This is a genomic window from Brachybacterium equifaecis (genome assembly GCF_023509525.1).
Lineage (GTDB): Bacteria > Actinomycetota > Actinomycetes > Actinomycetales > Dermabacteraceae > Brachybacterium > Brachybacterium equifaecis.
Genome location: NZ_JAKNCJ010000006.1, coordinates 1 through 22,133, shown reverse-complemented (window position 1 = coordinate 22,133; position 22,133 = coordinate 1). Strand labels below are relative to the sequence as shown.

Sequence of the window (22,133 nt, the reverse complement as noted above, 5' to 3'; positions counted from 1 at the left end):
GGGACGCAGGCCATTGTGCCCCGGCGCGAGTAGCCTGGAGATCCCCGATCCGGAACGGTGCCCCATGCCCTCTGCCCCCGCCCGCGGCGCTGCGCTCGCGCTGCTGCTCGCCCTCCTCGCCTCCGGCTGCGGCCTGCCCCGCGATGCCGACGGCGCCCTCGAGCGCGCGAGCGGCGGGACTCTAGTCGTCGGCATCGCCGAGAACCCCCCGAGCACCGAGATCCACGATGACGGCTCGGTCTCAGGGGAGGAGGTCGATCTGGTCCAGGAGTATGCCCGCAGCATCGACGCGCAGGTCGAGTGGGTGCCCGGCGGCGAGGGCGAGCTCGCGCGGCAGATGCGCGCGGGCGACCTGGACCTCCTGATCGGCGGTCTCGCCGCGGACTCGTCCCTCGAGGGCGATATCGCCCTGACGAGGCCCTATGCGGTCGCGCCCGGTCCGGACGGCGAGGAGATCGAGCACGTCCTCGGCGTGCGCTCCGGCGAGAACGCCCTGCTCGTCTCCGTGGAGACGCATCTCGCGAGCAGGAGCGGGGAGCTGTGAGAGAAGCGAGCACCGGAGCAGAGCGGGAGCTCCCCTCCTCCGGGTCCTCCGGGTCCTCCGGGGCGCGCACGCGCGGCGCGGCGGACGGCTCCGGCCAGGACGCACTGCCTGCCGCGCAGCAGGAGCTTCTGCGGCGCGCCATCCGCCTGGAGCGGTGGACCTTGGCCGCGGTCGCGCTGGGCGTGCTGCTCGTCGGCGCACTCGCGGGCCAGTCGCAGTCGATGAAGGCCGCCTGGATGGAGGACTCCCTCTCGCTGCTGCCGCCGCTCGCGTTCCTCATCGCGGCCCGGCGCATCCGCCGCCGGCCCACTCCCGAGCATCCGTACGGCCACCACCGCTCCATCGGCATGGCCCACATGGTCGCCTCCGTCGCACTGCTCGGCATGGGAGCCTTCCTCGTCATCGACTCCGCCACCACCCTCCTCTCGCGCGAGCGCGCTCCCGTCGGGATCACCGTCATCGCCGGTCACGCCATGTGGACGGGATGGCTGATGATCCTCGTGATGGCGCTGACGACCATCGGGCCGGTGATCCTCGGGCGGAAGAAGGCGAAGCTCGCGGAGCCGCTGCACGACAAGGTGCTCTATGCCGACGCCGACATGAACAAGGCCGACTGGCAGTCGGCGCTCGCGACGATCGTCGGGGTGCTCGGCATCGGGATCGGCTGGTGGTGGGCCGACGCGGTCTGCGCCCTGCTCATCTCCGCCTCGATCATCCACGACGGCGTGAAGAACCTGCGGGGAGCGGTGCGCGGGCTCGCCGACGCCCGCGCGCGCACCTACGACGACTCCGCTTCCCACCCGCTGACCCGCGAGGTGGTCAGCGTCGCAGAGCGGGAGGCGTGGGTGCGCGAGGCGGCCGCACGGGTGCGCGACGAGGGGCACGTCTTCCACGTCGAGCTGTTCGTCGTGCCCGCCGAAGGGACGCCCGCGGAGCTGGCCCGGCTCTGCGAGGACCTCCGCGAGCGCATCCGCGACATCGACTGGAAGCTGCACGACATCGTCGTCGCGCCCGTGACGGAGATCCCCGCCGCGCAGGTCGGCGGGACTGCGTGAGCGAGCGCAGCGGCTCTGTGCGGGATGAGGTCTTCTCTGCAGGCGAGCGCAGCGGCTCTGCACGCGAAGGGAAGAGCCGCGGCTCGGGAGCGCGGACCCTCCTGCTGGTCGTCGTGATCGCAGTGATGGCGTGGCTCGCGCTGACCGTGCGCCTGCCGGATCTGCCCGAGCTGCGGGAGCGGATCGAGGGCTTCGGCTGGGCGGCGGGGCCGGTGTTCATCGCCCTGTACGCCGCAGTCGCCCTGACGCCGATCCCCGTCTCCGTGATGGCGCTGGTGGGCGGTGTGCTGTTCGGCGTCCTCGAGGGCAGCCTCCTCTCGATCGTCGGAGTGATGATCGGCTGCTGGGGCGCGTACTGGATCGCGCGCGCGGCCGGCCGGGAGCCCATCATGCGCCTGCTGGGCGGTCGCGGGCGCCGTGTCGAGGAGCGGCTCGAGGACGGCGGTCCCGCAGCCGTCTTCACCGCCCGTGTCGTCCCCGGGCTGCCGTACTGGCCGGTGAACTACGGGGCGGGAGCCTTCGGGGTGCCTCAGCGCGAGTATCTGCTCGCCTCGCTCGCCGCATGCATCCCGGGCCAGGTGTCGCTGGTCGCGATCGGGCATCTCCTCGCCGACCCTGGGTGGGGGATCGCGATCGTCGTGGGCCTCTCGTGGGCCTGCGTGATCGCCATGACGATCTGGGGGTACCGCCGCCTGCGGCGGACGCGCGACTCCTGAGACCCCGTTCCTGCAGCGCGAGCAGAGGGCGCGCCCCCGGTCCCCGCGGCGCTCTCAGAGCGCCGCGAGGTGCTCGTGCACGAGCGAGACGACGGCGGCGCCCTCCCCGGTCGCGGAGGCGACGCGCTTCATCGACCCGGAGCGGACGTCCCCTGCGCAGTACACGCCGGGGACCGCCGTCTCCAGATCCGCCGGCGGCACCTCCCCGCTCCAGTGCTCCGGCGGAACATCCCGCCCCGTGAGCACGAAGCCGCGATCGTCGCGGCACACGGCGTCCGGAAGCCAGTCGCAGTGCGGCTCCGCGCCCAGCAGCAGGTACAGCCCGCCGACGCGTCGGCGCTCGCGCTCGCCGGTGGCGATGTCCTCGAGATCCACCCATTCGAGCTCGCCCTCGCTCGCGCCGCCGTCGACCACTCGCGTGCAGCCGCGCACGGTGATCCGGGGGTTCGCCTCGAGCTCGGTGATGAGGTAGGCCGACATGCTCGTGCGCAGATCCTCCCGTCGCACCACGAGGGTCACGGAGCTCGCGAAGCGGGCGAGGTGGATCGCCGCCTGCCCGGCGCTGTTCCCTCCGCCGACGACGATCACGTCCCGCCCCTCGACCTCGGGGGCCGAGCTCATCGCGGCGCCGTAGTGCACCCCGTGGCCGACGAGCTCCTCGAGCGCATCGACGCCGAGGCGCCGATAGGCGACGCCCGTGGCGATGACGACGGTGCGGGCCAGGAGGGTGCCGGCCTCGGTGCGCACCTGATGCGGCGCGCCGTCCGCCCCCGGGACGAGCTCCTCGACCGGCCAGCCGGTGAAGAAGCGAGTGCCGAAGCGCACCGCCTGCGTGCGGGCGCGCGTGGTCAGGCGCATTCCCGAGATCCCTCGGGGGAAGCCGAGGTAGTTGCGGATCATGGAGCTCGTCCCCGCCTGCCCGCCGATCACCTCGGCCTCCAGCGCGAGGGTGCTGAGGCCTTCGCTCGCCGCGTACACGCACGCGGCGAGACCCGCAGGGCCTGCGCCCACCACGATCACGTCGAGCACCTCGGTGACGTCGGCGAGAGCCTGGAGGTCGGGCCGCCCGTAGACGGCCCGGGCGAGCGTGCGGGCATCGGGGCAGTGCTGCGCGGGGAGATCCGCGAGACGCACGAGGGGGAAGAGACCGGTCTCGCCCTCGTAGGACGCGATCACCTCCTGGCCGATCGGGGAGTCGGGGGTGTAGAAGCGGTGCGGGGAGCCGGTGCGGAAGAGGAAGTCCCGCAGGCGCCGCACGGCCGCGTCCTCCGTCGGCGCGACGATGCGCACCGTCTCCACGAGCGGGGCGGCGACGGTCGAGCCCCAGTCGTTGAGGAGCTCCACGACAGCGGAGTGGAACTCCTCGTCGCGGATCCCGCGCGGCATCATCAGGTGCGCGTCGAACGCGCCCTTGGCGACCTTGTGCCGGAACGTCTCGAGGTGCTCCATGAACAGGCCCCAGGGCGTCACGGCCAGCCGGTTCGCCGTCGGCACGAGACGGCGGAACATCGGCAGCGCGGAGCCGAGCTCCTCGAATCCGATGCTCGTGTCCAGCACGAACAGGGCGATGGGCGCGCCGGCGGCCTCGAGCGCCTCCAGGCAGTCCACCACGGACTGCGGGCTCGTCTCGATATGGAGTGCGTACTCGGCCGCGTAGCGGGAGAACTGCGCGCGCAGGACGTCGGCGTTCTCGGCGGTGAGGCAGAGGATCGCGGGGGCGCCGGGATCGACGAGGTGCTCGCTGCGCTCGGCGAGCGCGGCGACGGGCGGGAGCTGCGGTGCGGTCATGGGGTCCTCGGCTCTCAGGCTCTCAAGCGGTCAGGCTGTGCACGTAGCACCAGCGCCAGCTCTCGCCCTGTTCGGCGGACTGCATGACGGGGTGCCCGGTGCGATGGAAGTGGTCGGTGGCGTGCTGGCCGGGGGAGGAGTCGCAGCAGCCGATCTCTCCGCACTCCAGGCACTGGCGCAGGGCGACCGGGTGCGTTCCCTCGGCCTCGCAGCGGCGGCACACGGGATCCTCCGCGACCGCGACCGAGGGGCACTGCGCGAGCTCCTCGCAGTAGCCGCCCTCGCCGGTGCCGGTGGCGACGATCGCCTCGCGCGCCTCGCTGCCGGAGTCGAGCATCGACTCCTCCAGATCGAGCATGCCGAGCACCTCCCGCACCACCTGCGAGGGGACCTTGCCCTGGCTGCGGATCTCGAGCACGCGCGCCCGCTCTGCGGTGAGCATCCGCGAGCGGATGCGGGTGTACGCCTCGCTCGGCGTCTCCTGACCGGCTGTGGTCGAGAGCCGCTCCCAGGCCGCGAACGTGCGGTGGTCCACGCGCTCGCGGATCCTGGCGCAGACCTCGTGGGGGTCGCTGCCGCCGGCGAGCTCTCCCGCCTCGATGCTCTCGAGCTCGGTGAATCCGGCCTCGCTCGCCTGCTGCAGGAGCGTCGCGCGGGCGAGGGCGTCGACGGCCGGGTCGTTCGGCTGCACGTGCAGGACGCGCGTGAGCCACGGCAGGGTCAGACCCTGGAGATACAGGGTGCCGAGCACGACCGCGAGGGAGGCCAGGACGAGCACGTCGTGGTGGGGGACGGTCGCGGGGATCACGAACACGGCCGCGATCGTGACGACGCCGCGCATCCCGGCCCACGAGGTGACCAGGGCATGCGACCACGGCGGGCGCTGCGCGGCGGGGGTGCGGAGGTTCTGCAGCCAGGTGGTCAGGCACACCCACACGATGCGCGTGGCGATCACGACCGCCAGCACCGCCGCGCAGACGCCCAGCACGTAGCCCCAGCTCAGCGTGCCGTCCACGCCCATCACGATCCGCGAGACCTGCAGGCCGATGAGGAGGAACACGGCGTGCTCGAGCAGGAAGGCGACGGAGGCCCAGGTGATGCGCTCGGTGATGCGCGATCCGGAGGTCTGCACGATCGGCGCCTTGTGGCCGATGATGAGGCCCGCGACGACCACGGCGATGACGCCGGAGGCCTCGATCTCCTCCGCCAGCAGGTAGGCGGCGAAGGGGATCACGAAGGAGATGCCGGTGTCGATCAGGGGATCGTGCACGCGGCGGCGCACCTGCATCACGAGCGCGGCGACGACGAGCCCCACGAGGATCCCGCCGCCGGCGGCGATGAGGAAGTCCAGCCCGATCTCGCCGATCGCGATCGACCCGGCGGTCGCGGCGATCGCGGCGCGCAGCGCGACCAGGGCGGTCGCATTGTTCAGCAGCGACTCGCCCTCCAGCACCGTCACGATCTGGCGGGGAAGACCGATGCGCCGCGCGACGGCGCTCGCCGAGACCGCATCCGGGGGCGCGACGACTGCGCCGAGGGCGAGGGCGACGGGCCAGGGGACGTCGGGCATGAGCAGGTGCACCGTCGCGCCGACGGTCACCGTGGTCACCACCACCAGCGCGATCGAGAGCAGCGCCACGTTCGTGAGGTTCGCGCGGATGTCGATGATCGAGTTCTGCAGGGCCGTCGCGTAGAGCAGCGGGGGCAGCAGGCCGAACAGCACGAAATCGGGGGAGAGACCGATCTCCGGGACGAACGGGAGGAAGGAGCCGATGACGCCGAGGGCGATCAGCACCATCGGGGCCGGCAGGCGCAGGCGATCGCTGAGCGCGGTTCCGGCGAGGACGGTGAGCGTCAGGCAGACGACGAGGAGGATTTCGTGCACGGCATATTGTGCACTGCCGGGTCCCGGGGAGGTGTCGGCGCCCTGCAGTCATGGGACGGGGCCCTACTGTGGAGGGATGATGCGCGACCGGCCCCGTCGGCCCTCCCGGTGAACCCCTTCCAGAAGTCCCTGATGCGCCTGTTCGCAGCGCCCCGCATCAACATGCTCGAGGATTACGAGAAGGTGCGCAGGCTGCAGCGCGGCCTCGCCGCCCCGCGGTCCCTGGCGAAGTTCCGCGCGCTCGATGTCACCTCCTTCCCGGCCGACGGGAAGCCGCCGGTGCCGCTGCGGGTCTTCACCCCCCGCGAGCAGCGCCGCGATGACGTGCTCGTGTTCTTCCACGGCGGCGGCTGGGTGACCGGCGACATCGAGAGCTACACCCCGGCCTGCCAGACCATGGCCGATCTCACCGGCGCCGTCGTCGTCTCCGTGGACTACCGGCTCGCCCCGGAGCACCCCTTCCCCGCAGGCCTCGAGGACTGCTACCGGATCGCGCGGCTGTTCCTCGAGGATCCCGGGGCCGTCGGCATCGACGATCCCGCGCGCGTGGTGCTGGTGGGCGACTCCGCCGGAGGCAACCTCGCCGCGGCGGTCTCCCTGCTGCTGCGCGAGAGCAGCCGGCCCATCCCGCAGCGCCAGATCATGCTGTATCCGGTGACGCACTTCGATCACGATCCGGCGACCTCGCCCTTCGAGTCCGTGCGACGCCACGGGGAGGACTACCGCCTCACGAACACCGAGATCCAGGACTACTTCGAGCTGTACGTCCCCGATCCCGAGCACCGACGCCACCGCATGGTCGCCCCGCTGATGGCGGAGGATCTGCGCAGCCAGCCGCGCACTCTCATCATCACCGCGGAGCTTGACCTCCTGGTCGACGAGGGCGAGGCCTACGGGCGCGCGCTCGCCGACGCCGGCAACGACGTGCGCATCGAGCGCATCGAGGGGGCCCTGCACGGCTTCATCACCCTGCCACGATTCGCCAGGCCCCTGCGCACGGCCTACGGGATCATCGACGAGTTCCTCGACGGGGAGCAGGGAGCGCTCGCAGGCGGCGCAGCATGAGCCGCCCGGCATGGGTGCGGCTGGACAACGCCTCGAACATCTTCCTCGCGGCGCGCTCCGACTCCGACCCCAAGGTGTTCCGTCTGAGCGCGGAGATGGATGCGCCGGTCGGTCCCGACGTGCTGCAGGAGGCGCTGGATGCGACCTTCGACCGCTTCCCGCTCTACCACGCCGTGCTGCGCCAGGGACTGTTCTGGCACTACCTCCAGGACTCCGACCTGCGGCCGCAGGTGCAGCCCGACGTGCTGCCCTCCTGCTCCGCGCTCTACTTCCCGGGCGAGGCAGCGCTCATGTTCCGCGTGGTGCACCGCGAGAACCGGATCGCGCTGGAGGTCTTCCATGCGCTGTCCGACGGGACGGGCGCGCTGTGGTTCCTGACGGAGCTCCTCGTGGACTACTGCCGGCGGCGCGAGGCCGAACCCGGCCCGGCCATGGTCCCGGAGGCGGCCGCCGCCTCGGGCCCGACGGTCGCCCCTGCTCCTTCCTCCGCCCCGGGCCACGGTCTGTCGGCCGACAGCTTCGGCAGCTACTTCCGGCGCCGACGGGTGCCGAAGCCGCCGTCGCGCGATTCCGCGATGGCGCGCGCTTTCGGGGAGGCGGCCGCCTCGAGCCTGCAGGCCGCGGACACGGCGGCCATGCCCGCCGCCCCCGACGCGCCGGAGGCGGCTGAGCCGCGGCGGTCGGGCGTGCTGCGCGCTCGCGGCACCCGCACTCCCGATGCGCGCACCCATGCGATCGAGCTGAGCATGCCCGCGAAGCAGGTGATCGCGCTGGCGAAGTCCGAGGGGGCCTCGCTCTCGATGTACCTGGTGGCGCTGTTCTTCGAGTCCGTGCGCGCGACCGCGACCGGGCGAGGGGCCCGTGCCGGGAGCGGCGATGGGCCCGGCGCGCACCGCACGCTGGCCGTCTCGGTGCCGGTGAACCTGCGCCAGTTCTTCCCCTCGGACTCCGCCCGCAACTTCTTCGCGACCGTGCGCCTCGCGCACACCTATGGCGAGGGCGATGATTCGCTCGCTGCGGTGGCCGCGGATCTCGAGGAGCAGTTCCGGCCCCGGATCGCGCCGGAGGCGCTCGGGGAGCGGCTGCGGCGACTGATCCGCCTGGAGCAGATGCCGCTGCTGCGGATCCTGCCCTGGCCCGTGAAGGATGCGGCGCTGTCGGCCGCGAACCATCTGACCAACCGGGGGCTCACCATCGCGATCTCGAACATGGGCAGGGTCGTGCTCCCAGAGCCCGCCGAGGCGCATGTGCGCCGGATGTACCTGCAGGTCTCGGCGGCTCGCCCGCAGTTCTGCAGCATGTCCCACGGCGAGACCCTCACGATCTCGTTCACCTCCCCGTTCGTCGAGGCCGATCATGTGCGCGCCTTCGCTCGCCACCTCACCGCGCACGGCGTGAAGGTGCAGGTCGCCGCGAACCGTGTGCGCGAGGATGAGCTCGCGCAGGTGCACGCATGAGCGGGGCCGCTGCCCACGGTTCCCCCGTCAGGTCAGCGAACGGGGCTGGGGGCGATGCGTCGGCCCTGCGCTGCGAGGCCTGCCGCGTTGCGCTCGAGGGCGAGTGGTCGGTCTGCCCGCTGTGCGCGGGGCCGGTTGCGGGCCGTGGAGTCTCACCGAGCCCGTTCAGCGATCCGCCGCTGGCGTATTCGCGTCGCCGCGTGCTGCAGGTGCTGTTCCTCGTCTCCCTGGCGCTGATCGGCGGGTCGTTCGCCGCGCAGCTCTTCTTCCGCCCGCAGATCGACGGCATCGGCCCTCTGCGCTCGGTGTGGCTGGGGATCGCGGCGATGTGGCTAGTGGTGCTGATGGCCGTGCGCCGTCGCCGCACGATCGCCCGCGGCATCTTCTACCTGATGGTCATCACGAGCGCCGTGTGCGTGTACTGGGACTACCTGACGGGCTGGCACGGCTGGGCTCTCGCCTACGCGGTGCCGATCGTGTTCTCCTGCGCGATCCTCGGCGTGGTGCTGCTGGCGCTGCTCTTCCGCGCCGACAGGGGAGCGCACGTCGTGTTCAGCTGGATCACCGTGCTGCTGGGCCTGCTGCCGGTGGCCTTCTTCGCCTTCGGCTGGACCGTGCAGGCGATCCCCTCGGTGATCTGCGGGGCGATCGCCGTGATCGCGGTGGTGCTGCTGCAGGTGCTGCGCGGCCAGGAGCTCCACCACGAGCTCGAGCGCACGATCCACGTGTGAGGGGCCGCAGGTGCTGCCAGGTGCGCCTCGCATACTGGAGGCATGAGCACTGATCCTCGCACTCCTGCCGACGAGCCCCTGATCATCGACATGTGGATGGACATCGTCTGCCCGTTCTGCCTGCTGGGCGATGCGCAGCTGCAGGCGGCGCTCGAGGCCGAAGGGATGGCCGAGGACGTGCAGATCCGCGTGCACGCCTACGAGCTCGACCCCGACGCGCCGTCGGCGCCCGAGACCAACCTCGAGCACCTCGCGCAGAAGTACGGGACGAGCCCGGAGCAGGCGCTCGCCAACGAGACGCGCCTGCAGGGCGCGGCTGCCGAGCTGGGTCTCGACTACGAGACCGAGCGCCCCGTCGCGAACACGCTCTCGGTCCACCGCGCGGTGCGGGCCGCTTCCCGTCAGGGCCAGGGCGCCGCGCTGTTCCGCGCTCTCCAGCGCGGCTACTTCGCAGGCCGGCTCGATCCCTTCGACACCGAGACGCAGGTGCGCGAGGCCGCCCGGATCGGCCTGGATGCCGACGTGCTGCGCGCAGCCATCGCCGACGCGAGCACCGAGGAGGCCGTGCGCGCCGACGAGGCCGCCGCCCAGCAGCTCGGCGCGAGCGGCGTGCCGTTCACGGTGATCGCCGGGGCGCTCGCCGTGCCCGGAGCCGTCGGGGTGGAGGACTTCCGCCGCGCGCTCGTGCAGGCCCGCGAGATCGGCGCCGCGGGGGAATGAGCGTGGAGGAGCGGGGGCCGGAGGACGCGGCCCGGCCGCGCGCCGGGGCGGATGCGCCGCTGGGGGAGCAGGCCGCACCGCAGGCGGAGTCGACCGCGCCGCTGGCAGTGTCGACCGCGCCGCTGGCAGTGTCGGCCGCGCCGCTGGCGGGCAGGCGGATCGGCGTCACGGCGCATCGCCGCGCGCTGGAGCAGATCGGGGCGCTGGAGCGCCAGGGCGCGAGCGTGCTGCACGCACCGACGATGCGCATCGTGCCCGTCGGCGAGGACTCCCGCCTGGTGCCCGACACCGAGGCGATGCTGGCCGCCGAGCCCGTCGCTCTGCTCGTCACCACCGGGCAGGGCTTCACCACCTGGCTCGATGCCCTGCCCCCGGACCTCCGCGAGCGCACCGAGCAGTGGATCGCCTCGGTGCGCGTCTTCTGCCGCGGGGCGAAGGCGCGCGGGGCCGTGCGCGGGCGCGGCTTCTCCGATCCGCAGGTCGCGCCGGGGGAGACGACCCAGTCCCTCGTGGACATCGTGCTCGCCGCTGGGCTGCGGGATGCGCCCCTCGCGCTGCAGCGGCACGGCTACGTCGACGCATCCCAGATCGGCAGGCTCGAAGAGGTCGGCTGCGCGGTGCGCGTCGTCGCCCCGTACCGCTGGGAGAGCGCGGGCGAGCCCGCACTGGTGGACGCGCTGATCACCGAGGCGATCGCCGGGCGTCTCGATGCGATCACCTTCACTGCGGGGCCCGCCGTGATCGCCCTGCTCGAGTCGGCCGAGAGCACTGGCCGACGGGGCGAGCTGATCGCCGCCCTGCAGGACGGCCGCTGCCGCGCGGTCGCCGTCGGCCATGTCACCGCGCAGCCTCTGGAGGATGCCGGGATCCCCGTCACCTGGCCTGATCGCGAGCGGCTCGGCGCGCTGGTGAAGCACCTGGTTGATCTGCTGGGCTGACCTGGAGCGACGTCCGTGTCAGCTCGCTCACAGGAGGGGCCTGCGGGTTTGCGACGAGAGGCGGGAGGTCGTAGTGTTTTCTCTCGTTGGCGCCATTAGCTCAGTTGGTTAGAGCAGCTGACTCTTAATCAGCGGGTCCGGGGTTCGAGTCCCTGATGGCGCACCCGATGTGAAGCCCCTCGGTCAGATGACCGGGGGGCTTCGTCGTGCTCGAGGAGTCCGAGCCCCTCAAAGAGGGCGTCCAGGCCGACGCCGAAGTAGTCCGCCATCGCCGCAACCTCGGACGCCTTCCATGCGGAAGAGCCCCGAAGCTTCGCGAACATCGGGTTGCGGCTGATCCCGATCGCAAGGGCGAGCTCCTCGGTGCGGATGCCGCGAGCTGCCATGAGGGCCTTCGCTGACGCGGAGATGCGATCGTCGGTTGTGAGGGGCGCGTATGCAGAAGCAGTGATCATGCTGCAATCGTAGGGCTGAGCGCGCCCTTCGTCCACGCGAGTTATGCACATAGTTGTCAGAGTACTGCAATCGGTAGTAGCGTGTGCCGCATGAGTACACAAGCGATGCTGGCGGACTCCCTCCTCCGCCTTGATGGTCACGGTGGGCTGTGGGAGTGGGCTATGAGTGAGCGAAAGAGCGTCAGCCCCCGCTCGTGGGACGAGGTGGCGGAGCGGCTCGCCGTCGTGACAGGCGGGAAGGTGCGAGTCCGGGGACAGATGCTCCGTCGGTGGGTCCAGGCTGCCGAAGCTGAGCAAGAGGAGGTGGCCTGATGAGCGCCCTTCAATCTCCTGAACCGCATGCAGTCCCAGGTGTGCCCGAGCACCTCGGCGCAGAGCATGCACGCCAGTTGATCGACCAGATCAACGACCAATTCGGCCGTGCAGTGGAGAAGGCCGCAGAACTTCAACGGGAGCAGGAGGCCCTGGACTCCCTGGTCACGCTGGCCTACAACGGGCGCGCGTGGATCGCGCTGGGCTACGCATCCTGGGACGAGATGTGCAAGGTCGAGTTCAGTGCAGCTCGCGTGATCGCAGACATTGGGGAGAGGCGTGCGCACGTCGAGTCGCTGATAGCGGAAGGGCTGTCCGCAAGAGCGATCGGGGCGGTGCTGAGCATCGATCAACGAACGGTCCGGCGCGACCTCGCAGCAGGTGCGGCGCATGCCGCACCTGCTAAGCCCGCGGTCCCCGTACTTGGACTGGATGGGAAGAGCTACCAGCGCCCGACCCCCGCGGATCAGGTCGATCGATTGCTGAAGGTCGCGCAGCTTCGGGCGGATGGGCATACGCTGTGGCTTCGTTCGCTTGGTGGCGGGGTTTTTGCAGCGCTCCGTGGCGGTCTTGTTGCCGCGACCACGCAGGACTGGCTGCAGGTAGGTGTCGCGGTCTGAACCGAGAGGGGTGCGCCCGGTCGGCGCCGTTTGGATCGCTGCCGCTACGTCAGAGTCCGAAGGCTCCGCCGCTGACGAGAATCACGATGCCGAGGCCGATGAGAACGATGGGGAAGAGGATGTGCTCCCAGCGTTCGAGCGCTTCGGCGATCGGGGGGCGGGTGGCGACGAACTTTGCCAGGGCCACCAGGACCGCGACGAGCGCGAGGAAGACGATGCAGTAGGCGACTACTGCGAGAGGTTCCACGCTGAGGAAGACAGGGGTGTAGACGCCGATGTTGTCGCCGCCGTTGGCAAGGGTGACGCCTGCGACTGTCCACACGCCGACCTTCTTGCCGGCAACCTTGGCCTCGTCGTCATCGTCGTCATCGTCTCCGCGCCAGGCCTGCCATGCGGCCCAGAGGCCGAGGCCCAGAGGGATGAGACCGAAGTACGGGATGGCTGCCGAGGGCAGGAATGCTCCGGCACCGATGGTCGCCAGGACCGCGGCACCGAGGATGCCGGCGAATCCGAGGTACTGGCCGGCCAGAATGCGGGCGGTAGTGCCGCGCTGGCTTGCCCCTCGCGCGCAGAAGAGGGAGAGCACGATGATGTCGTCGATGTTGGTCGCTGCGAACAGGCCCATCGCCTGCAAGACCGAGGTGAGGATCATGCGCCCTCCCCAGCTGCGTCGCATCCGGGAAGCGAGCAGGCGGGATCGATGCACGGGGCGTCTTCGTCCACTGCCAGGGTGGCATCGACCAGTGCCGTCAGCGCCTGCGCCAGGTGCGAATCGGCGATCTCATATCGTGTCCGACGACCCTCGGGCTCGGAGACGACGATCCCGCAATCGCGCAGGCATGCCAGGTGGTTGGACACGTTCGGGCGTGTCAGGTCCAGATCTCGGGCCAGTTCCGCCGGGTAAGCGGGATGGTCGAGCAGGGTCAAGATGATCCGGGATCGAGTGGGGTCGGCCAGTGCACGACCCAGGCGGTTCATCACGTCGAGACGCGAAGCAATAGTCAGCATGGACTGAACTATACAGCGCGCACTGAACACTCGGTCACAGGCGTCAGCCCAGATCGCATGCCCGTAAGGGGATCCTTCACCGTACGTCGTGCGAGCTTCCTCCTCAACGACTTTTTATGAGGGATCGTCATGTACGCAAGACCCGTACGGTGACATGGGCGGTGAGGGGAGGGCAACTGCAACAATGGGGACATGCATGTCGGCTACGCGCGCGTCTCGACTCTCGAGCAAGACCTCTCCGCCCAACGGGAAGCACTCGAGCGCCTCGGAGTCGAGAACAAGAACGTCTACTTCGACCACGGTCTAACGGGAACGACCCGCGCCCGGCCCGGGCTGCGCGAGGCACTGGCCGCGACCCGGGATGGGGACACCCTGGTGGTGACCAAGCTCGACCGGCTGGCCCGCTCGCTCCCGGACGCGAGGGACATCGCCGACGAGCTCACCATCAAGGGAGTGGCGCTCAGTCTCGGAGGCAGTGGCTATGTCAACCTGATCTGGCCCCGCGATGACGGCCAGATTGGGGACCACCCGGACGCTGGCGCCACGTCCTGAGTGCGGCATAGGAACGTGTTGGTCCTATTGGAGGGGCTTGGTCCATTCGATGGTGTAGCGGAACGCCAGTCGGCGTCGTAGGACGGCGCCGGGCATCAGGCGGTCCAGGGCTTCGCGGATCTGGTCCACTGACTGCCGGGGTTCCTTGGTGGGGATGGGAGCCTCTGTCGCGGCGCTGTCGGCCGGCCATGGATGGCGGATGTAGCCGATGACTGGATTGGTGAGAGCGCAGGCGAGGTCCCACGCGATGTCGGTTGGCCCGTCCAGTCGGGCAAGTCCGACACACAGGAAGCGTCCTCCAGGCGCGAGCGAGTGGCTGACCTGTCGCAGCGCCGTATCCAGGTCTAGGTGGTGAAGGACCGCGATCATGGTGATCTGGTCTGCGTCCTGTGGCAGGTCGTCGAGGGGGACGTTCTCGACATGCACGTTGGCCAGTCCTGCGCAGCGTTGGCCCGTGGCCCTTCGCATGTCGGGGTCGGTGTCGAGGGCGTGGACGGTGGAGAAGTGGTTGGCCAGGATCGCGGCCAGCTCGCCTCGGCCGCAGCCGATGTCAATCGCTAGGCCCCTTCGGGCGGGAGCTCGGGTCAGGATCCATGAGTGGAAGGCATCGTTGTGGCTCCAGGGGTGACGCTGGTTGGCCGTGTTGAGGCCTTGGACTGCTGTGCGGATCAGGCCGTTTTGCGCGCGTCTTGGATCCATGAACCCGAGCATGTCACGCGGCCGCTCCGAGAGGCGGTCGGCGGCAGGATCGGATGAGTTGAACGCGATGCTGCTGACTCTCTGGGCCTCCCATACGTTGTCATCCTCGGGGTTGGCCCCACTGGGCCGTGAGGTGCCAGAGCTGCTTGAGGTGCTGCGGGGCGAAGCGTCCGGTGCTCACCGCCAGGCCGATGATCCGCGCGTCCAGCAGCCCGTCCTGCGCGATGGCGTGGCCCACGGTGACCGGAGCCGGGCCGCGGTAGTCGGCGTGCGTGTCCAAGGTGGAAAGGTCGAGGACACGGCCCTCGTTCCATTCCACGGGGAGCCCGAGCCGGTGAGCAGCAGCCTCGATGTCGGTGTGCCGGAAGCAGGGATCCATCACGATCGCTTCGACATCGTCACGCAAGGAGATGCGGCCGTGGGCGTGGGCCTCGACGTAGCCGTCCAAGGGGTCGAAGTTCTCGCCGTCCGGGTTGCGCTCGAGCGCTTGGTCTTGTACCGCGGCCAGGGGCAGGAGGTCGAAGTGCTGGGCGGTGGCGAAGTGCGTGGGTCGGTAGGCGGAGTCGGGGAAGCAGTAGGTTGCCCGGTCGAGCATGTGCTGTCGTAGCCGTAGGTGGCTGGAGCCGAAGCGCGGGGCGCCTCCGAGGGCGCGGTGGCGGTGGTTGAGAGCACCGTACTTGGGGCGTTCGGCTGCAGGCGCGTCGTCGTAGGCGCCGCCAAACAGCGATTGCTCCCACAGCCATCGGTCGCCGCCGGGATGCGCGGTGAGTCCGCCGTTGCTGGTGCCGGTCTCGAACTGGGACCGGTACTCGCCCTGGGCGGCCAGGGCGTCCAAGATCCCGACGCCGTCGGTGGACCGGTCGGGGTGGAAGTTGAGCGTGATCCGCAGGTCGCGTGGCAGCGGAGAACCCTGGCACAGGGCGTCCACGTAGGACACGGCCTCCTGCGCCCACGGGCTCGCAATGGTCATGGCGTCACCCTAACGAAGCGCGGTTGCTCCGTACTCGGCGGAGTCGGATGCTCACGCACCTGTTCAGCTGGCCTGATTGCGGGCTCGGGTGTGGGCGAGGCGGTAGGACTGGGTGCCGGTCTCGATGATGGTGGCGTTGTAGGTGAGTCGGTCGACGATCGCTGCGCACAGTCGTGGGTCGGTGAAGGTGTCGGTCCAGGCGGAGAAGGACTGGTTCGAGGCGATCGCGATGGCGTTCTTCTCCTCCCGTTCGGTGAGAACCTGGAACAGCAGCTCGGCGCCGCGCCGGTCGAGTTCCATGTAGCCGAGTTCGTCGATCACGAGCAGGTCCACTCGTCCGTAGCGGTTGATGGTCTTGGTGAGTTGTTTCTCGTCGGCGGCTTCGACGAGCTCGTTCACGAGCCGGGTGGCCAGCGTGTAGCGGACGCGGTAGCCCTGTTCGGCGGCGGCGGTGCCGAGCGCGATGAGCAGGTGGGATTTGCCGGTACCAGAGTCCCCGAGCAGGCACAGTGAAGCGCCCTGGGTTTCGTTCCGAGGTCAGGACGCGACGGGCGCTGAATCCTGATCGTGAGTGTAGGCGGCCTCGACCTCTGCGGGAGTGCGGTAGCCGAGGGTCTCGTGGAGGCGGGCGGTGTTCCACCAGTGCGCCCACCCCATGGTGGCCAGTTCGACCGCCTCGACGGACTCCCAGATCCGCTTGGAGTGGATGAGCTCGGCCTTGTAGAGCCCGTTCACGGTCTCGGCCAGGGCGTTGTCGTAGGAGTCGCCCACGGTGCCTACCGAAGCCGTCACCCCGGCGGTGATGAGCGCGTCCGAGTACGCCAAGCTGACGTACTGGCTGCCGCGATCCGAGTGGTGCACCAGGCCTTGGCGGCCACGGCTTGCACCGGTGCTCACGAGGGCGTGCTCCAGGGCGAGCAACGGCAGCCCCGCGGTATGAAGGCTGCCCGAGACCGCCCATCCCACGATCCGCCGGGAGTACACGTCGGTGATGAAAGCGACGTAGCAGAACCCCGAGATCGTGCGCACGTAGGTGATGTCTGCGACCCAGAGCTGGTGCGGGCCTTCCGCGGTGAAGCGGCGCTCGACCAGATCTGGGCGGGCATCCAGCTCGCCTGTCGGCCTCGTGGTGATCGGCTTACGTCCGCGCCGCACCCCTTCCACGCCGGCGAGCTTCATCAGTCGGGCGACCTGGTCCCGGCCGATCTCCCACCCGGCGCGGGCCATCGCGTGGTGCATCTTTCGGACGCCGTAGACGCTGTAGTTCTCCGCGTGGATCCGGCGGAGTTCCTCCACGAGGATCTCGTCCCGCAGCGTTCTCGAAGACCTGGGTCGTGGCTTCGCGGCGCGGTAGCCGCGGGAGGTGATGAACCCACATTCCGTCGCACGAAGGGTGCGGCAGATGGCCTCGACCCCGAACTGATCGCGGTGTTCGTCGATGAACGCGATCATCTCGTCGTGGGGCGGTCGAGCTCCGCTGCGAAAAAAGCTGAGGCTTTGCGCAGGATCTCGTTCGCGCGGCGCAGCTCGAGGTTCTCCCGGCGCAGCTTCTTGATCTCCTCGGCTTCAGCGGTGCTGAGCCCTGGGGCTTCACCGTGATCGACGCGATCTTGCTTCCACCAGTTCCGCAGGGTGTGTGGGGAGATCCCGCCGAGGGCTTCGCCGACGGCCGTGCAGGCGACCCAGGCGGAGCACTGCTCGGCGCGGACGCGTTCTTCGATGAGCTTCAGGGCTCTTGCCTTGAACTCGGGGGTGTACTTCTGGGGCATGATCCGATCCTCCTTGAGGAAGTAGGTCGGAACGAAACCCAGGGCGCTTCAGTTCAGACCGTCAACACCCCGGCAAGTCGCACGCGGGGCCAGATCAGGCCGTCACAACGGGGCCAAACCAAGCTGTCACAACCAAGGCAGCGTCTACGACCCCAACGACGCCGTCGGCCGGTTGCTGTTCAACGTGCTCGGCATGGTGGCCGAGTTTGAGGCGGACCTCATCCGCCTGCGCACCCGCGAGGGCATGGCCATCGCCAGATCCAAGGGCAAACTCAAAGGCAAGAAGCCCAAGCTCTCGCCCTCTCAGCGCAAGCACCTGCTGACGTTGCACGCCGCCGGTGAGCACACCCAAGCCGAGCTGGCCGAGCTGTTCAACGTCTCCCGCACCACCATCTACCGCGAGCTGCGCCGCACCACGGCCGACACCTGACCGCGCCTGCACCGCCACTGAGCGATCACAGAAACCCGCCACCAAGCCATCACATCCACAACGCTATCCGCAGCTGGTGCCGATGTCAGACGAGCAGACGCCGGTCTGGGGCAGTTCGAGCTCCACAGCGTCGGCGGCGGCGCGGTCGCCGGCCAGGGCGGCGACGATCGAGCGGACCTGCTCGTACCCAGTTGCCATGAGGAACGTCGGTGCCCGCCCGTAGCTCTTCATTCCGACGATGTAGAAGTTCTCGTCAGGATGCGCGAGGAGCCGTTCCCCGTGGGGCTCGACGGATCCGCACGAGTGGAACTCGGGGTCGATGAGCGGGCCGAGCTGAGCAGGGGCCTCGACGGCGGAGTCGAGGTGGAGGCGCAGTTCAGAGAGCATCGTGTGGTCCGGTCGGAAGCCTGTGGCCGAGGCCACGACATCGACGTCGACCTCGCGATCGCCGTCCGGCGTAACCGCGCGCACGGTCAAGGACGTTCCCATTGTGAAGCCTGTGATGGTGAAGGAGGTGAGGACCTCGACCTTGCCGGCCTCCACGAGGTTGCGCAGCCGGCTTCCGAGGAGTCCGCGGGCGGCGAGCTCATCGCGCGCGCCACCCCCGTAGACCCGTGCGAGATCCGTGGTGCGCACAGCCCACGTCAGCGTGGTGGTGGGCTCTGCCTGGGCGAGCTTCGCCAGGTCGAGGAGAGTGTTGGCGGCGGAGAGTCCGGCACCGACGACCATCACATGGCGACCGGCGAACCTGTCGCGGTCGCGCCCGAGGACGTCGGGCAGTGGCGGGGTGATCCGCCCGGTGGCCCGGGCCTCCTGCTCACCGGGAGCGGGCAGGCCGGCCTGCCCAAGAGGGTTGGGGTGGGACCAGGTGCCCGAGGCGTCGATGACGGCGGATGCGAGGAGGTCCTCGAGAGTGCCGTCTGGATGCTGGATGCGGACGAGGAAGGGTGTCGTGTTGCGGCCCGCGGTGCGGGTCTTGTCCTTGCCGAAGCGAGAGACGGCCATGACCCGTACGCGGTAGCGGATGCACGGTGCGAGCTCGGGGAGCTGAGCCAAGGGCTCGAGGTACTCCTCTCGGAGCGCATGACCGGACGGCAGCCTCTTGCTCGAGGGGGCCTCCCAGTCGTGTCCGTCCAGGAGGCGCCGGGCGGCGGTATCGATGTTGTACCCCCACGTGGAGAACAGACGGGTGTGTCCCCACTCGGAGATTGCGGCCCCGGCGGAGGCGCCCGCTTCGAGGACGAGGAAGGGCAGGTTCCGCTCGTACAGGTGCGCAGCGGCGGCCAGTCCGACGGGACCGGCGCCAATGACGATGACGGGATGCTCGGACGTGGGGGCGATAGGCACTCTGGGATCCTTGCTGTAGAGCCTGCGGAATCAGTCGGTGGAGTCGGCGAGGTCCCTCAGGAGAGCCTGCACGCGGACGTCGATGTCGTCGCGGATCAATCGCATCCGCCCCATGCCCTCGATCCCGCGCTCAGAGGGCTCGTCGGTGTGCCATGTAGTGATGGGGGCGGCCATTCCGAGAACGGGTTCAACGGTCGCCTCGCTGCCGAGGACGATCACGTGGTCGACGCTGCGCAGCAGCTCCGGCGTGACCGGCCGCGGGTGTGACCCGGACATGTCGGCGCCGACCTCGGCGACCGCCGCAGCGGACTCGGCATTGATCGAGCCCCCCGGTCGCGTCCCGGCGGAGTGGACGGCGACGGCACTGCCGGCGCGATGGCGCATCAGGGCGGCCGCCATCTGCGACTTCCCGCCGTTCTTCACGCACACGAACAGGACAGAAGGGCGCATCGCTGTCATCGGAATCGGGTCTCTCTGCCGGGTCATCGGGTGGGGACGGTGGCGTCGCCGGGGAAGAGCCGACGGCCCATCGCGAGGGCGACATAGACGAGCGCGACGAGGACAGGGACCTCGATCAAGGGACCGACGACACCGGCGAGGGCCTGGCCAGAGGTGACGCCGAAGGTGCCAATGGCGACGGCGATGGCGAGCTCGAAGTTGTTGCCCGAGGCCGTGAACGCGACGGTCGTGGACTTGGCGTAGTTCAGGCCGATCGCCCGTCCGAGCAGGAAGGACCCCAGGAACATGACGACGAAGTAGACCAGCAGCGGCAGAGCGATGCGGGCCACGTCTCCCGGGGACGAGAGGATCGCGTCGCCTTGGAGAGCGAACAGCAGCACGATGGTGAACAGCAGCCCGTACAGCGCCCACGGGCCGATCTTCGGGAGGAACCGCTCCTCGTACCACTGCCTGCCCTTCGCCCGCTCACCGAGGACGCGGGTCAGGAACCCTGCGACCAGGGGGATTCCGAGGAAGACCAGCACACTGAGGACGATCGCTCCGATCGAGAACTCGGCCGACGTGGTCGGTAGCCCCAGCCACGACGGCAGTGCCTGGAGGTAGAACCAGCCCAGGGCTCCGAAGGCGATCACCTGGAAGAGGGAGTTGATCGCGACCAGCACGGCGGCAGCTTCGCGGTCACCGCAGGCGAGGTCGTTCCAGATGAGCACCATCGCGATGCAGCGCGCGAGGCCCACGATGATCAGACCGGTCCGGTACTCCGGCAGGTCGGCCAGGAAGATCCACGCGAGGCAGAACATGAGGGCCGGTCCGACGAGCCAGTTCAGCACCAACGAAGTCACCAGCAGGCGTCGGTCCGCGCCGATGCGCCGGGTCTCGTCGTAGCGGACCTTCGCCAGGACCGGGTACATCATCAACAGCAGCCCGATCGCGATGGGCAGAGACACGGACCCGATCTTCACCGCCTCAAGGGCGGCGTTCAGGCCGGGGACGAACCGCCCCAGCAGAAGCCCCACGGCCATGGCGGCCAGGATCCACACCGGGAGCCAGCGATCGAGGAAGGACATCTCCTTCATCACGCGCGGCTGCTCCACGTCCTTGGTGGTCGTACTCATCAGGCCCAGGCACCTTCCATCGACGATCATCGATCCGAACGCTATGCGGCGCATCGATGCCTGTCAATGTAAGGTGCATGCATGACCACGCCGACCGACGTCGCGACTGCAGGGAAGATGAAGGTGGCCGCACGGGACGAATGCTGCGCGCTGTTCGCGGGGCCCGTCGGCATCGCCGACGCCGAGCGGATCGCGTCCCTGCTCAAGGCTCTGTCCGACCCCACGCGCCTCCGGCTCCTCTCCCACGTCGCCGCGCAGGGCTGCCAGTCAGTCTGCGCCTGCGACCTCACCGAGACGCTCGGCATCAGCCAGCCCACCGTCAGCCACCACATGAAGAAGCTCGTCGATGCCGGCCTGCTCACGCGCGAGCAGAGGGGCCGCTGGGCCCACTACTCCGTCGTGCTTTCAACCTTCGCAGAGCTCCGGGCGTTCCTCGATATCGACTGAACCCCAATCCTTGCTCACTCTGAGAGCTCCAATAGCTGCCCGCCCCGGAGCCTCACGGTGCCCGCCACGCCGGCCGACGCCAGGCGGAAGCCGCCCCACTTCGACGACTGCACCGCTGGTCAAACACGAGTTCGCTCCGCCTGATCCGTGTCCAGCACCCGCCGGCGCCCTCCGACCGCTGAAGTGATGCACGGAGGGGTGATCTGGCCTCGACGTCACTCAAGGCGCTGAGCGACATTGTGTTGCGTGTGACCGACTCAGTCATCACCGTGCGCCGCAGGGACGCCTGATCCGTCTAGCTCGATAAGCGCTTCAGCGACCGGGCCTCTCGCTACTCAGCCCCCCCGAGCAGGCAAGCAATGTCCGCGAGGTGCTCGACGCCAACATGCAACGCTGGCTCACCGAGGAGATCCACACGACCCTTCGCGCAGTTGGCCCGCACGACGAACGGGAAGAGTACACAGGGAGATGCCGTATGCGGTGTCACGCGGTGCGTCTCGAACTGGGGCATCCCAGCGTGCAAGTTACCGCGTGGTCACAAACGCTTCTCAATAGGGCCTGAGTTCGCCGTTTGGAGACACATCTGTCGCACCGGGTATACCCCAAGAGGGCGCTGGGCCCGGGGGGTTCAATACTTTTTACCGTTCGGCCAATTGGCGCCGATCTACAGGAGTAGGCCGATGAGTGCGGCTAAGGCAGGCCCGGTCGCGGCCGATAGTGCGCCCGGCTGCTGGCGTGGCAAGCGCGGAGCAATGACGAGGGTGAGCTGCTCCGGAGACAAGGCGCCAGCTCTCACGAGTCGTCGAGGTGTGCGATGACGACGCCCGCGCCGAGCGTCGGTGATGAGCGCGACGACAACAGGACTCCGCCGAACTCCACCAAGGGATCGGATGTTCGGGCTGGAACAGGCTCAACGGGAAGGGCGTGCGGCGCTTGACCCCTGATCGTGGACACGCTGATTCCAGCACGAGGCTGGGGAAGCGAGAATCCAAGGGATGGCTAGGAAGAATTACACGGACGAGTTCCGCCAGCGGGCGGTGGATTTGTACGA

21 protein-coding genes, 1 tRNA gene, 3 pseudogenes and 1 other annotated feature are annotated in these 22,133 nt (G+C 69.4%); of the genes and pseudogenes, 13 read left to right on the top strand and 12 right to left on the bottom strand.

The features are described 5' to 3' along the window. Positions 1-64: 64 nt before the first annotated feature. The 3 genes from Bequi_RS10900 to Bequi_RS10890 are packed head-to-tail and all read left to right on the top strand — an operon-like array spanning position 65 to position 2,315. On the top strand, positions 65-544 hold the full coding sequence (locus Bequi_RS10900) for a transporter substrate-binding domain-containing protein (protein ID WP_249737962.1): 480 nt from the start codon (positions 65-67) through the stop codon (positions 542-544). After that, positions 541-1,599 (top strand): cation diffusion facilitator family transporter, encoded by a 1,059-nt coding sequence (locus Bequi_RS10895; RefSeq protein ID WP_249737961.1) that lies wholly within the window; start codon positions 541-543, stop codon positions 1,597-1,599. The genes Bequi_RS10900 and Bequi_RS10895 overlap by 4 nt, the downstream gene beginning before the upstream one ends. Next, positions 1,596-2,315, top strand: coding sequence for a TVP38/TMEM64 family protein (locus tag Bequi_RS10890; protein WP_249737960.1), 720 nt, complete (start codon positions 1,596-1,598; stop codon positions 2,313-2,315). Before Bequi_RS10895 ends, Bequi_RS10890 begins: the two co-directional genes overlap by 4 nt. 54 nt (positions 2,316-2,369) lie before the next feature. On the opposite strand, the gene Bequi_RS10885 is transcribed toward Bequi_RS10890, so the two are convergent. Continuing rightward, entirely contained in the window at positions 2,370-4,103 is a 1,734-nt protein-coding gene (locus tag Bequi_RS10885; RefSeq protein WP_249737959.1) for an NAD(P)/FAD-dependent oxidoreductase, read from the bottom strand. Positions 4,104-4,125: 22 nt separating this feature from the next. Beyond that, positions 4,126-5,988, bottom strand: coding sequence for a Na+/H+ antiporter (locus Bequi_RS10880; RefSeq protein ID WP_249737958.1), 1,863 nt, complete (start codon positions 5,986-5,988; stop codon positions 4,126-4,128). A gap of 108 nt (positions 5,989-6,096) precedes the next feature. Between Bequi_RS10880 and Bequi_RS10875 the strand changes: the two genes are divergently transcribed. From Bequi_RS10875 to Bequi_RS10850, 6 genes are all read left to right on the top strand, one after another. Then, a complete protein-coding gene (locus Bequi_RS10875) occupies positions 6,097-7,053 on the top strand; it encodes an alpha/beta hydrolase (protein ID WP_249737957.1) in 957 nt (318 codons plus the stop codon). Then, positions 7,050-8,510 (top strand): alcohol acetyltransferase, encoded by a 1,461-nt coding sequence (locus Bequi_RS10870; protein ID WP_249737956.1) that lies wholly within the window; start codon positions 7,050-7,052, stop codon positions 8,508-8,510. The genes Bequi_RS10875 and Bequi_RS10870 overlap by 4 nt, the downstream gene beginning before the upstream one ends. Before the next feature lie 200 nt (positions 8,511-8,710). After that, complete coding sequence (locus tag Bequi_RS10865) at positions 8,711-9,241, top strand: DUF6320 domain-containing protein (protein ID WP_249737955.1); 531 nt, start codon at positions 8,711-8,713, stop codon at positions 9,239-9,241. A gap of 42 nt (positions 9,242-9,283) precedes the next feature. Then, positions 9,284-9,961, top strand: coding sequence for a DsbA family oxidoreductase (locus Bequi_RS10860; RefSeq protein WP_249737954.1), 678 nt, complete (start codon positions 9,284-9,286; stop codon positions 9,959-9,961). Next, a complete protein-coding gene (locus tag Bequi_RS10855) occupies positions 9,958-10,899 on the top strand; it encodes a uroporphyrinogen-III synthase (protein WP_249737953.1) in 942 nt (313 codons plus the stop codon). Before Bequi_RS10860 ends, Bequi_RS10855 begins: the two co-directional genes overlap by 4 nt. Before the next feature lie 89 nt (positions 10,900-10,988). Beyond that, positions 10,989-11,062, top strand: a tRNA-Lys gene (locus tag Bequi_RS10850). On the opposite strand, the gene Bequi_RS10845 is transcribed toward Bequi_RS10850, so the two are convergent. Further along, positions 11,028-11,354 carry a helix-turn-helix domain-containing protein gene (locus Bequi_RS10845; RefSeq protein WP_249737952.1) on the bottom strand — a complete coding sequence of 109 codons (327 nt, stop codon included), beginning with the start codon at positions 11,352-11,354 and terminating at the stop codon, positions 11,028-11,030. The genes Bequi_RS10850 and Bequi_RS10845 overlap by 35 nt on opposite strands. A gap of 311 nt (positions 11,355-11,665) precedes the next feature. Between Bequi_RS10845 and Bequi_RS10840 the strand changes: the two genes are divergently transcribed. Further along, positions 11,666-12,286 (top strand): hypothetical protein, encoded by a 621-nt coding sequence (locus Bequi_RS10840; protein WP_249737951.1) that lies wholly within the window; start codon positions 11,666-11,668, stop codon positions 12,284-12,286. Positions 12,287-12,335: 49 nt separating this feature from the next. Here Bequi_RS10840 and Bequi_RS10835 read toward each other — a convergent pair whose 3' ends face one another. Then, positions 12,336-12,938: a cadmium resistance transporter gene (locus tag Bequi_RS10835; protein ID WP_249737950.1), complete on the bottom strand. Its 603-nt coding sequence runs from the start codon at positions 12,936-12,938 to the stop codon at positions 12,336-12,338. Next, positions 12,935-13,294: a Cd(II)/Pb(II)-sensing metalloregulatory transcriptional regulator CmtR gene (cmtR, locus tag Bequi_RS10830; protein ID WP_006590980.1), complete on the bottom strand. Its 360-nt coding sequence runs from the start codon at positions 13,292-13,294 to the stop codon at positions 12,935-12,937. The genes Bequi_RS10835 and cmtR overlap by 4 nt, the downstream gene beginning before the upstream one ends. 192 nt (positions 13,295-13,486) lie before the next feature. Here cmtR and Bequi_RS10825 point away from each other — a divergent pair. Then, a pseudogene (locus tag Bequi_RS10825) lies at positions 13,487-13,771 on the top strand (recombinase family protein); the annotation flags it as partial. Between the two features lie 99 nt (positions 13,772-13,870). Here the strand turns inward: Bequi_RS10825 and Bequi_RS10820 are convergent. From Bequi_RS10820 to Bequi_RS10805, 4 genes and pseudogenes are all read right to left on the bottom strand, one after another. Then, positions 13,871-14,557 carry a class I SAM-dependent methyltransferase gene (locus Bequi_RS10820; RefSeq protein WP_249737949.1) on the bottom strand — a complete coding sequence of 229 codons (687 nt, stop codon included), beginning with the start codon at positions 14,555-14,557 and terminating at the stop codon, positions 13,871-13,873. A gap of 88 nt (positions 14,558-14,645) precedes the next feature. Continuing rightward, complete coding sequence (locus Bequi_RS10815; RefSeq protein WP_249737948.1) at positions 14,646-15,515, bottom strand: DUF3626 domain-containing protein; 870 nt, start codon at positions 15,513-15,515, stop codon at positions 14,646-14,648. 63 nt (positions 15,516-15,578) lie between these two features. Beyond that, positions 15,579-16,037: pseudogene (locus tag Bequi_RS10810) on the bottom strand (ATP-binding protein); the annotation flags it as partial. Between the two features lie 15 nt (positions 16,038-16,052). Next, positions 16,053-17,284, bottom strand: a protein-coding gene (locus tag Bequi_RS10805; RefSeq protein WP_249737947.1) for an IS3 family transposase whose coding sequence is annotated in 2 segments (ribosomal slippage) — positions 16,053-17,005 and positions 17,005-17,284 — 1,233 coding nt in all. Because the reading frame shifts where the segments join, the coding sequence is not laid out codon by codon here. After that, positions 16,903-17,006, bottom strand: a sequence feature (AL1L pseudoknot). (Overlaps the previous gene by 104 nt.) A gap of 136 nt (positions 17,285-17,420) precedes the next feature. Between Bequi_RS10805 and Bequi_RS10800 the strand changes: the two are divergent. Next, positions 17,421-17,714, top strand: a pseudogene (locus Bequi_RS10800) (helix-turn-helix domain-containing protein); the annotation flags it as partial. A gap of 63 nt (positions 17,715-17,777) precedes the next feature. Here the strand turns inward: Bequi_RS10800 and Bequi_RS10795 are convergent. The 3 genes from Bequi_RS10795 to arsB are packed head-to-tail and all read right to left on the bottom strand — an operon-like array spanning position 17,778 to position 20,635. After that, a complete protein-coding gene (locus Bequi_RS10795) occupies positions 17,778-19,055 on the bottom strand; it encodes an NAD(P)-binding domain-containing protein (protein ID WP_249738050.1) in 1,278 nt (425 codons plus the stop codon). 36 nt (positions 19,056-19,091) lie between these two features. Then, the gene (locus tag Bequi_RS10790) at positions 19,092-19,520 is read right to left on the bottom strand and encodes an arsenate-mycothiol transferase ArsC (protein WP_249737946.1); all 429 of its coding nucleotides are present in this window, start codon (positions 19,518-19,520) and stop codon (positions 19,092-19,094) included. A 23-nt stretch (positions 19,521-19,543) separates the two neighbouring features. Continuing rightward, positions 19,544-20,635, bottom strand: a complete 1,092-nt coding sequence (gene arsB / locus Bequi_RS10785; protein ID WP_283774938.1) for an ACR3 family arsenite efflux transporter — start codon at positions 20,633-20,635, stop codon at positions 19,544-19,546. Positions 20,636-20,716: 81 nt separating this feature from the next. On the opposite strand from arsB, the gene Bequi_RS10780 reads away from it, so the two are divergent. Next, complete coding sequence (locus tag Bequi_RS10780) at positions 20,717-21,082, top strand: ArsR/SmtB family transcription factor (protein WP_249737945.1); 366 nt, start codon at positions 20,717-20,719, stop codon at positions 21,080-21,082. Positions 21,083-22,133 lie beyond the last annotated feature (1,051 nt).

What these genes read in the sequence shown, in the direction of transcription:
- cmtR (WP_006590980.1), bottom strand. Translation starts at nt 13,294, where the DNA reads ATGCTGACTATTGCTTCGCGTCTCGACGTGATGAACCGCCTGGGTCGT.
- Bequi_RS10855 (WP_249737953.1), top strand. Translation starts at nt 9,958, where the DNA reads ATGAGCGTGGAGGAGCGGGGGCCGGAGGACGCGGCCCGGCCGCGCGCC.
- Bequi_RS10840 (WP_249737951.1), top strand. Translation starts at nt 11,666, where the DNA reads ATGAGCGCCCTTCAATCTCCTGAACCGCATGCAGTCCCAGGTGTGCCC.
- arsB (WP_283774938.1), bottom strand. Translation starts at nt 20,635, where the DNA reads ATGAGTACGACCACCAAGGACGTGGAGCAGCCGCGCGTGATGAAGGAG.
- Bequi_RS10870 (WP_249737956.1), top strand. Translation starts at nt 7,050, where the DNA reads ATGAGCCGCCCGGCATGGGTGCGGCTGGACAACGCCTCGAACATCTTC.
- Bequi_RS10845 (WP_249737952.1), bottom strand. Translation starts at nt 11,354, where the DNA reads ATGATCACTGCTTCTGCATACGCGCCCCTCACAACCGACGATCGCATC.
- Bequi_RS10790 (WP_249737946.1), bottom strand. Translation starts at nt 19,520, where the DNA reads ATGACAGCGATGCGCCCTTCTGTCCTGTTCGTGTGCGTGAAGAACGGC.
- Bequi_RS10835 (WP_249737950.1), bottom strand. Translation starts at nt 12,938, where the DNA reads ATGATCCTCACCTCGGTCTTGCAGGCGATGGGCCTGTTCGCAGCGACC.
- Bequi_RS10900 (WP_249737962.1), top strand. Translation starts at nt 65, where the DNA reads ATGCCCTCTGCCCCCGCCCGCGGCGCTGCGCTCGCGCTGCTGCTCGCC.
- Bequi_RS10820 (WP_249737949.1), bottom strand. Translation starts at nt 14,557, where the DNA reads ATGCTCGGGTTCATGGATCCAAGACGCGCGCAAAACGGCCTGATCCGC.
- Bequi_RS10885 (WP_249737959.1), bottom strand. Translation starts at nt 4,103, where the DNA reads ATGACCGCACCGCAGCTCCCGCCCGTCGCCGCGCTCGCCGAGCGCAGC.
- Bequi_RS10860 (WP_249737954.1), top strand. Translation starts at nt 9,284, where the DNA reads ATGAGCACTGATCCTCGCACTCCTGCCGACGAGCCCCTGATCATCGAC.
- Bequi_RS10780 (WP_249737945.1), top strand. Translation starts at nt 20,717, where the DNA reads ATGACCACGCCGACCGACGTCGCGACTGCAGGGAAGATGAAGGTGGCC.
- Bequi_RS10815 (WP_249737948.1), bottom strand. Translation starts at nt 15,515, where the DNA reads ATGACCATTGCGAGCCCGTGGGCGCAGGAGGCCGTGTCCTACGTGGAC.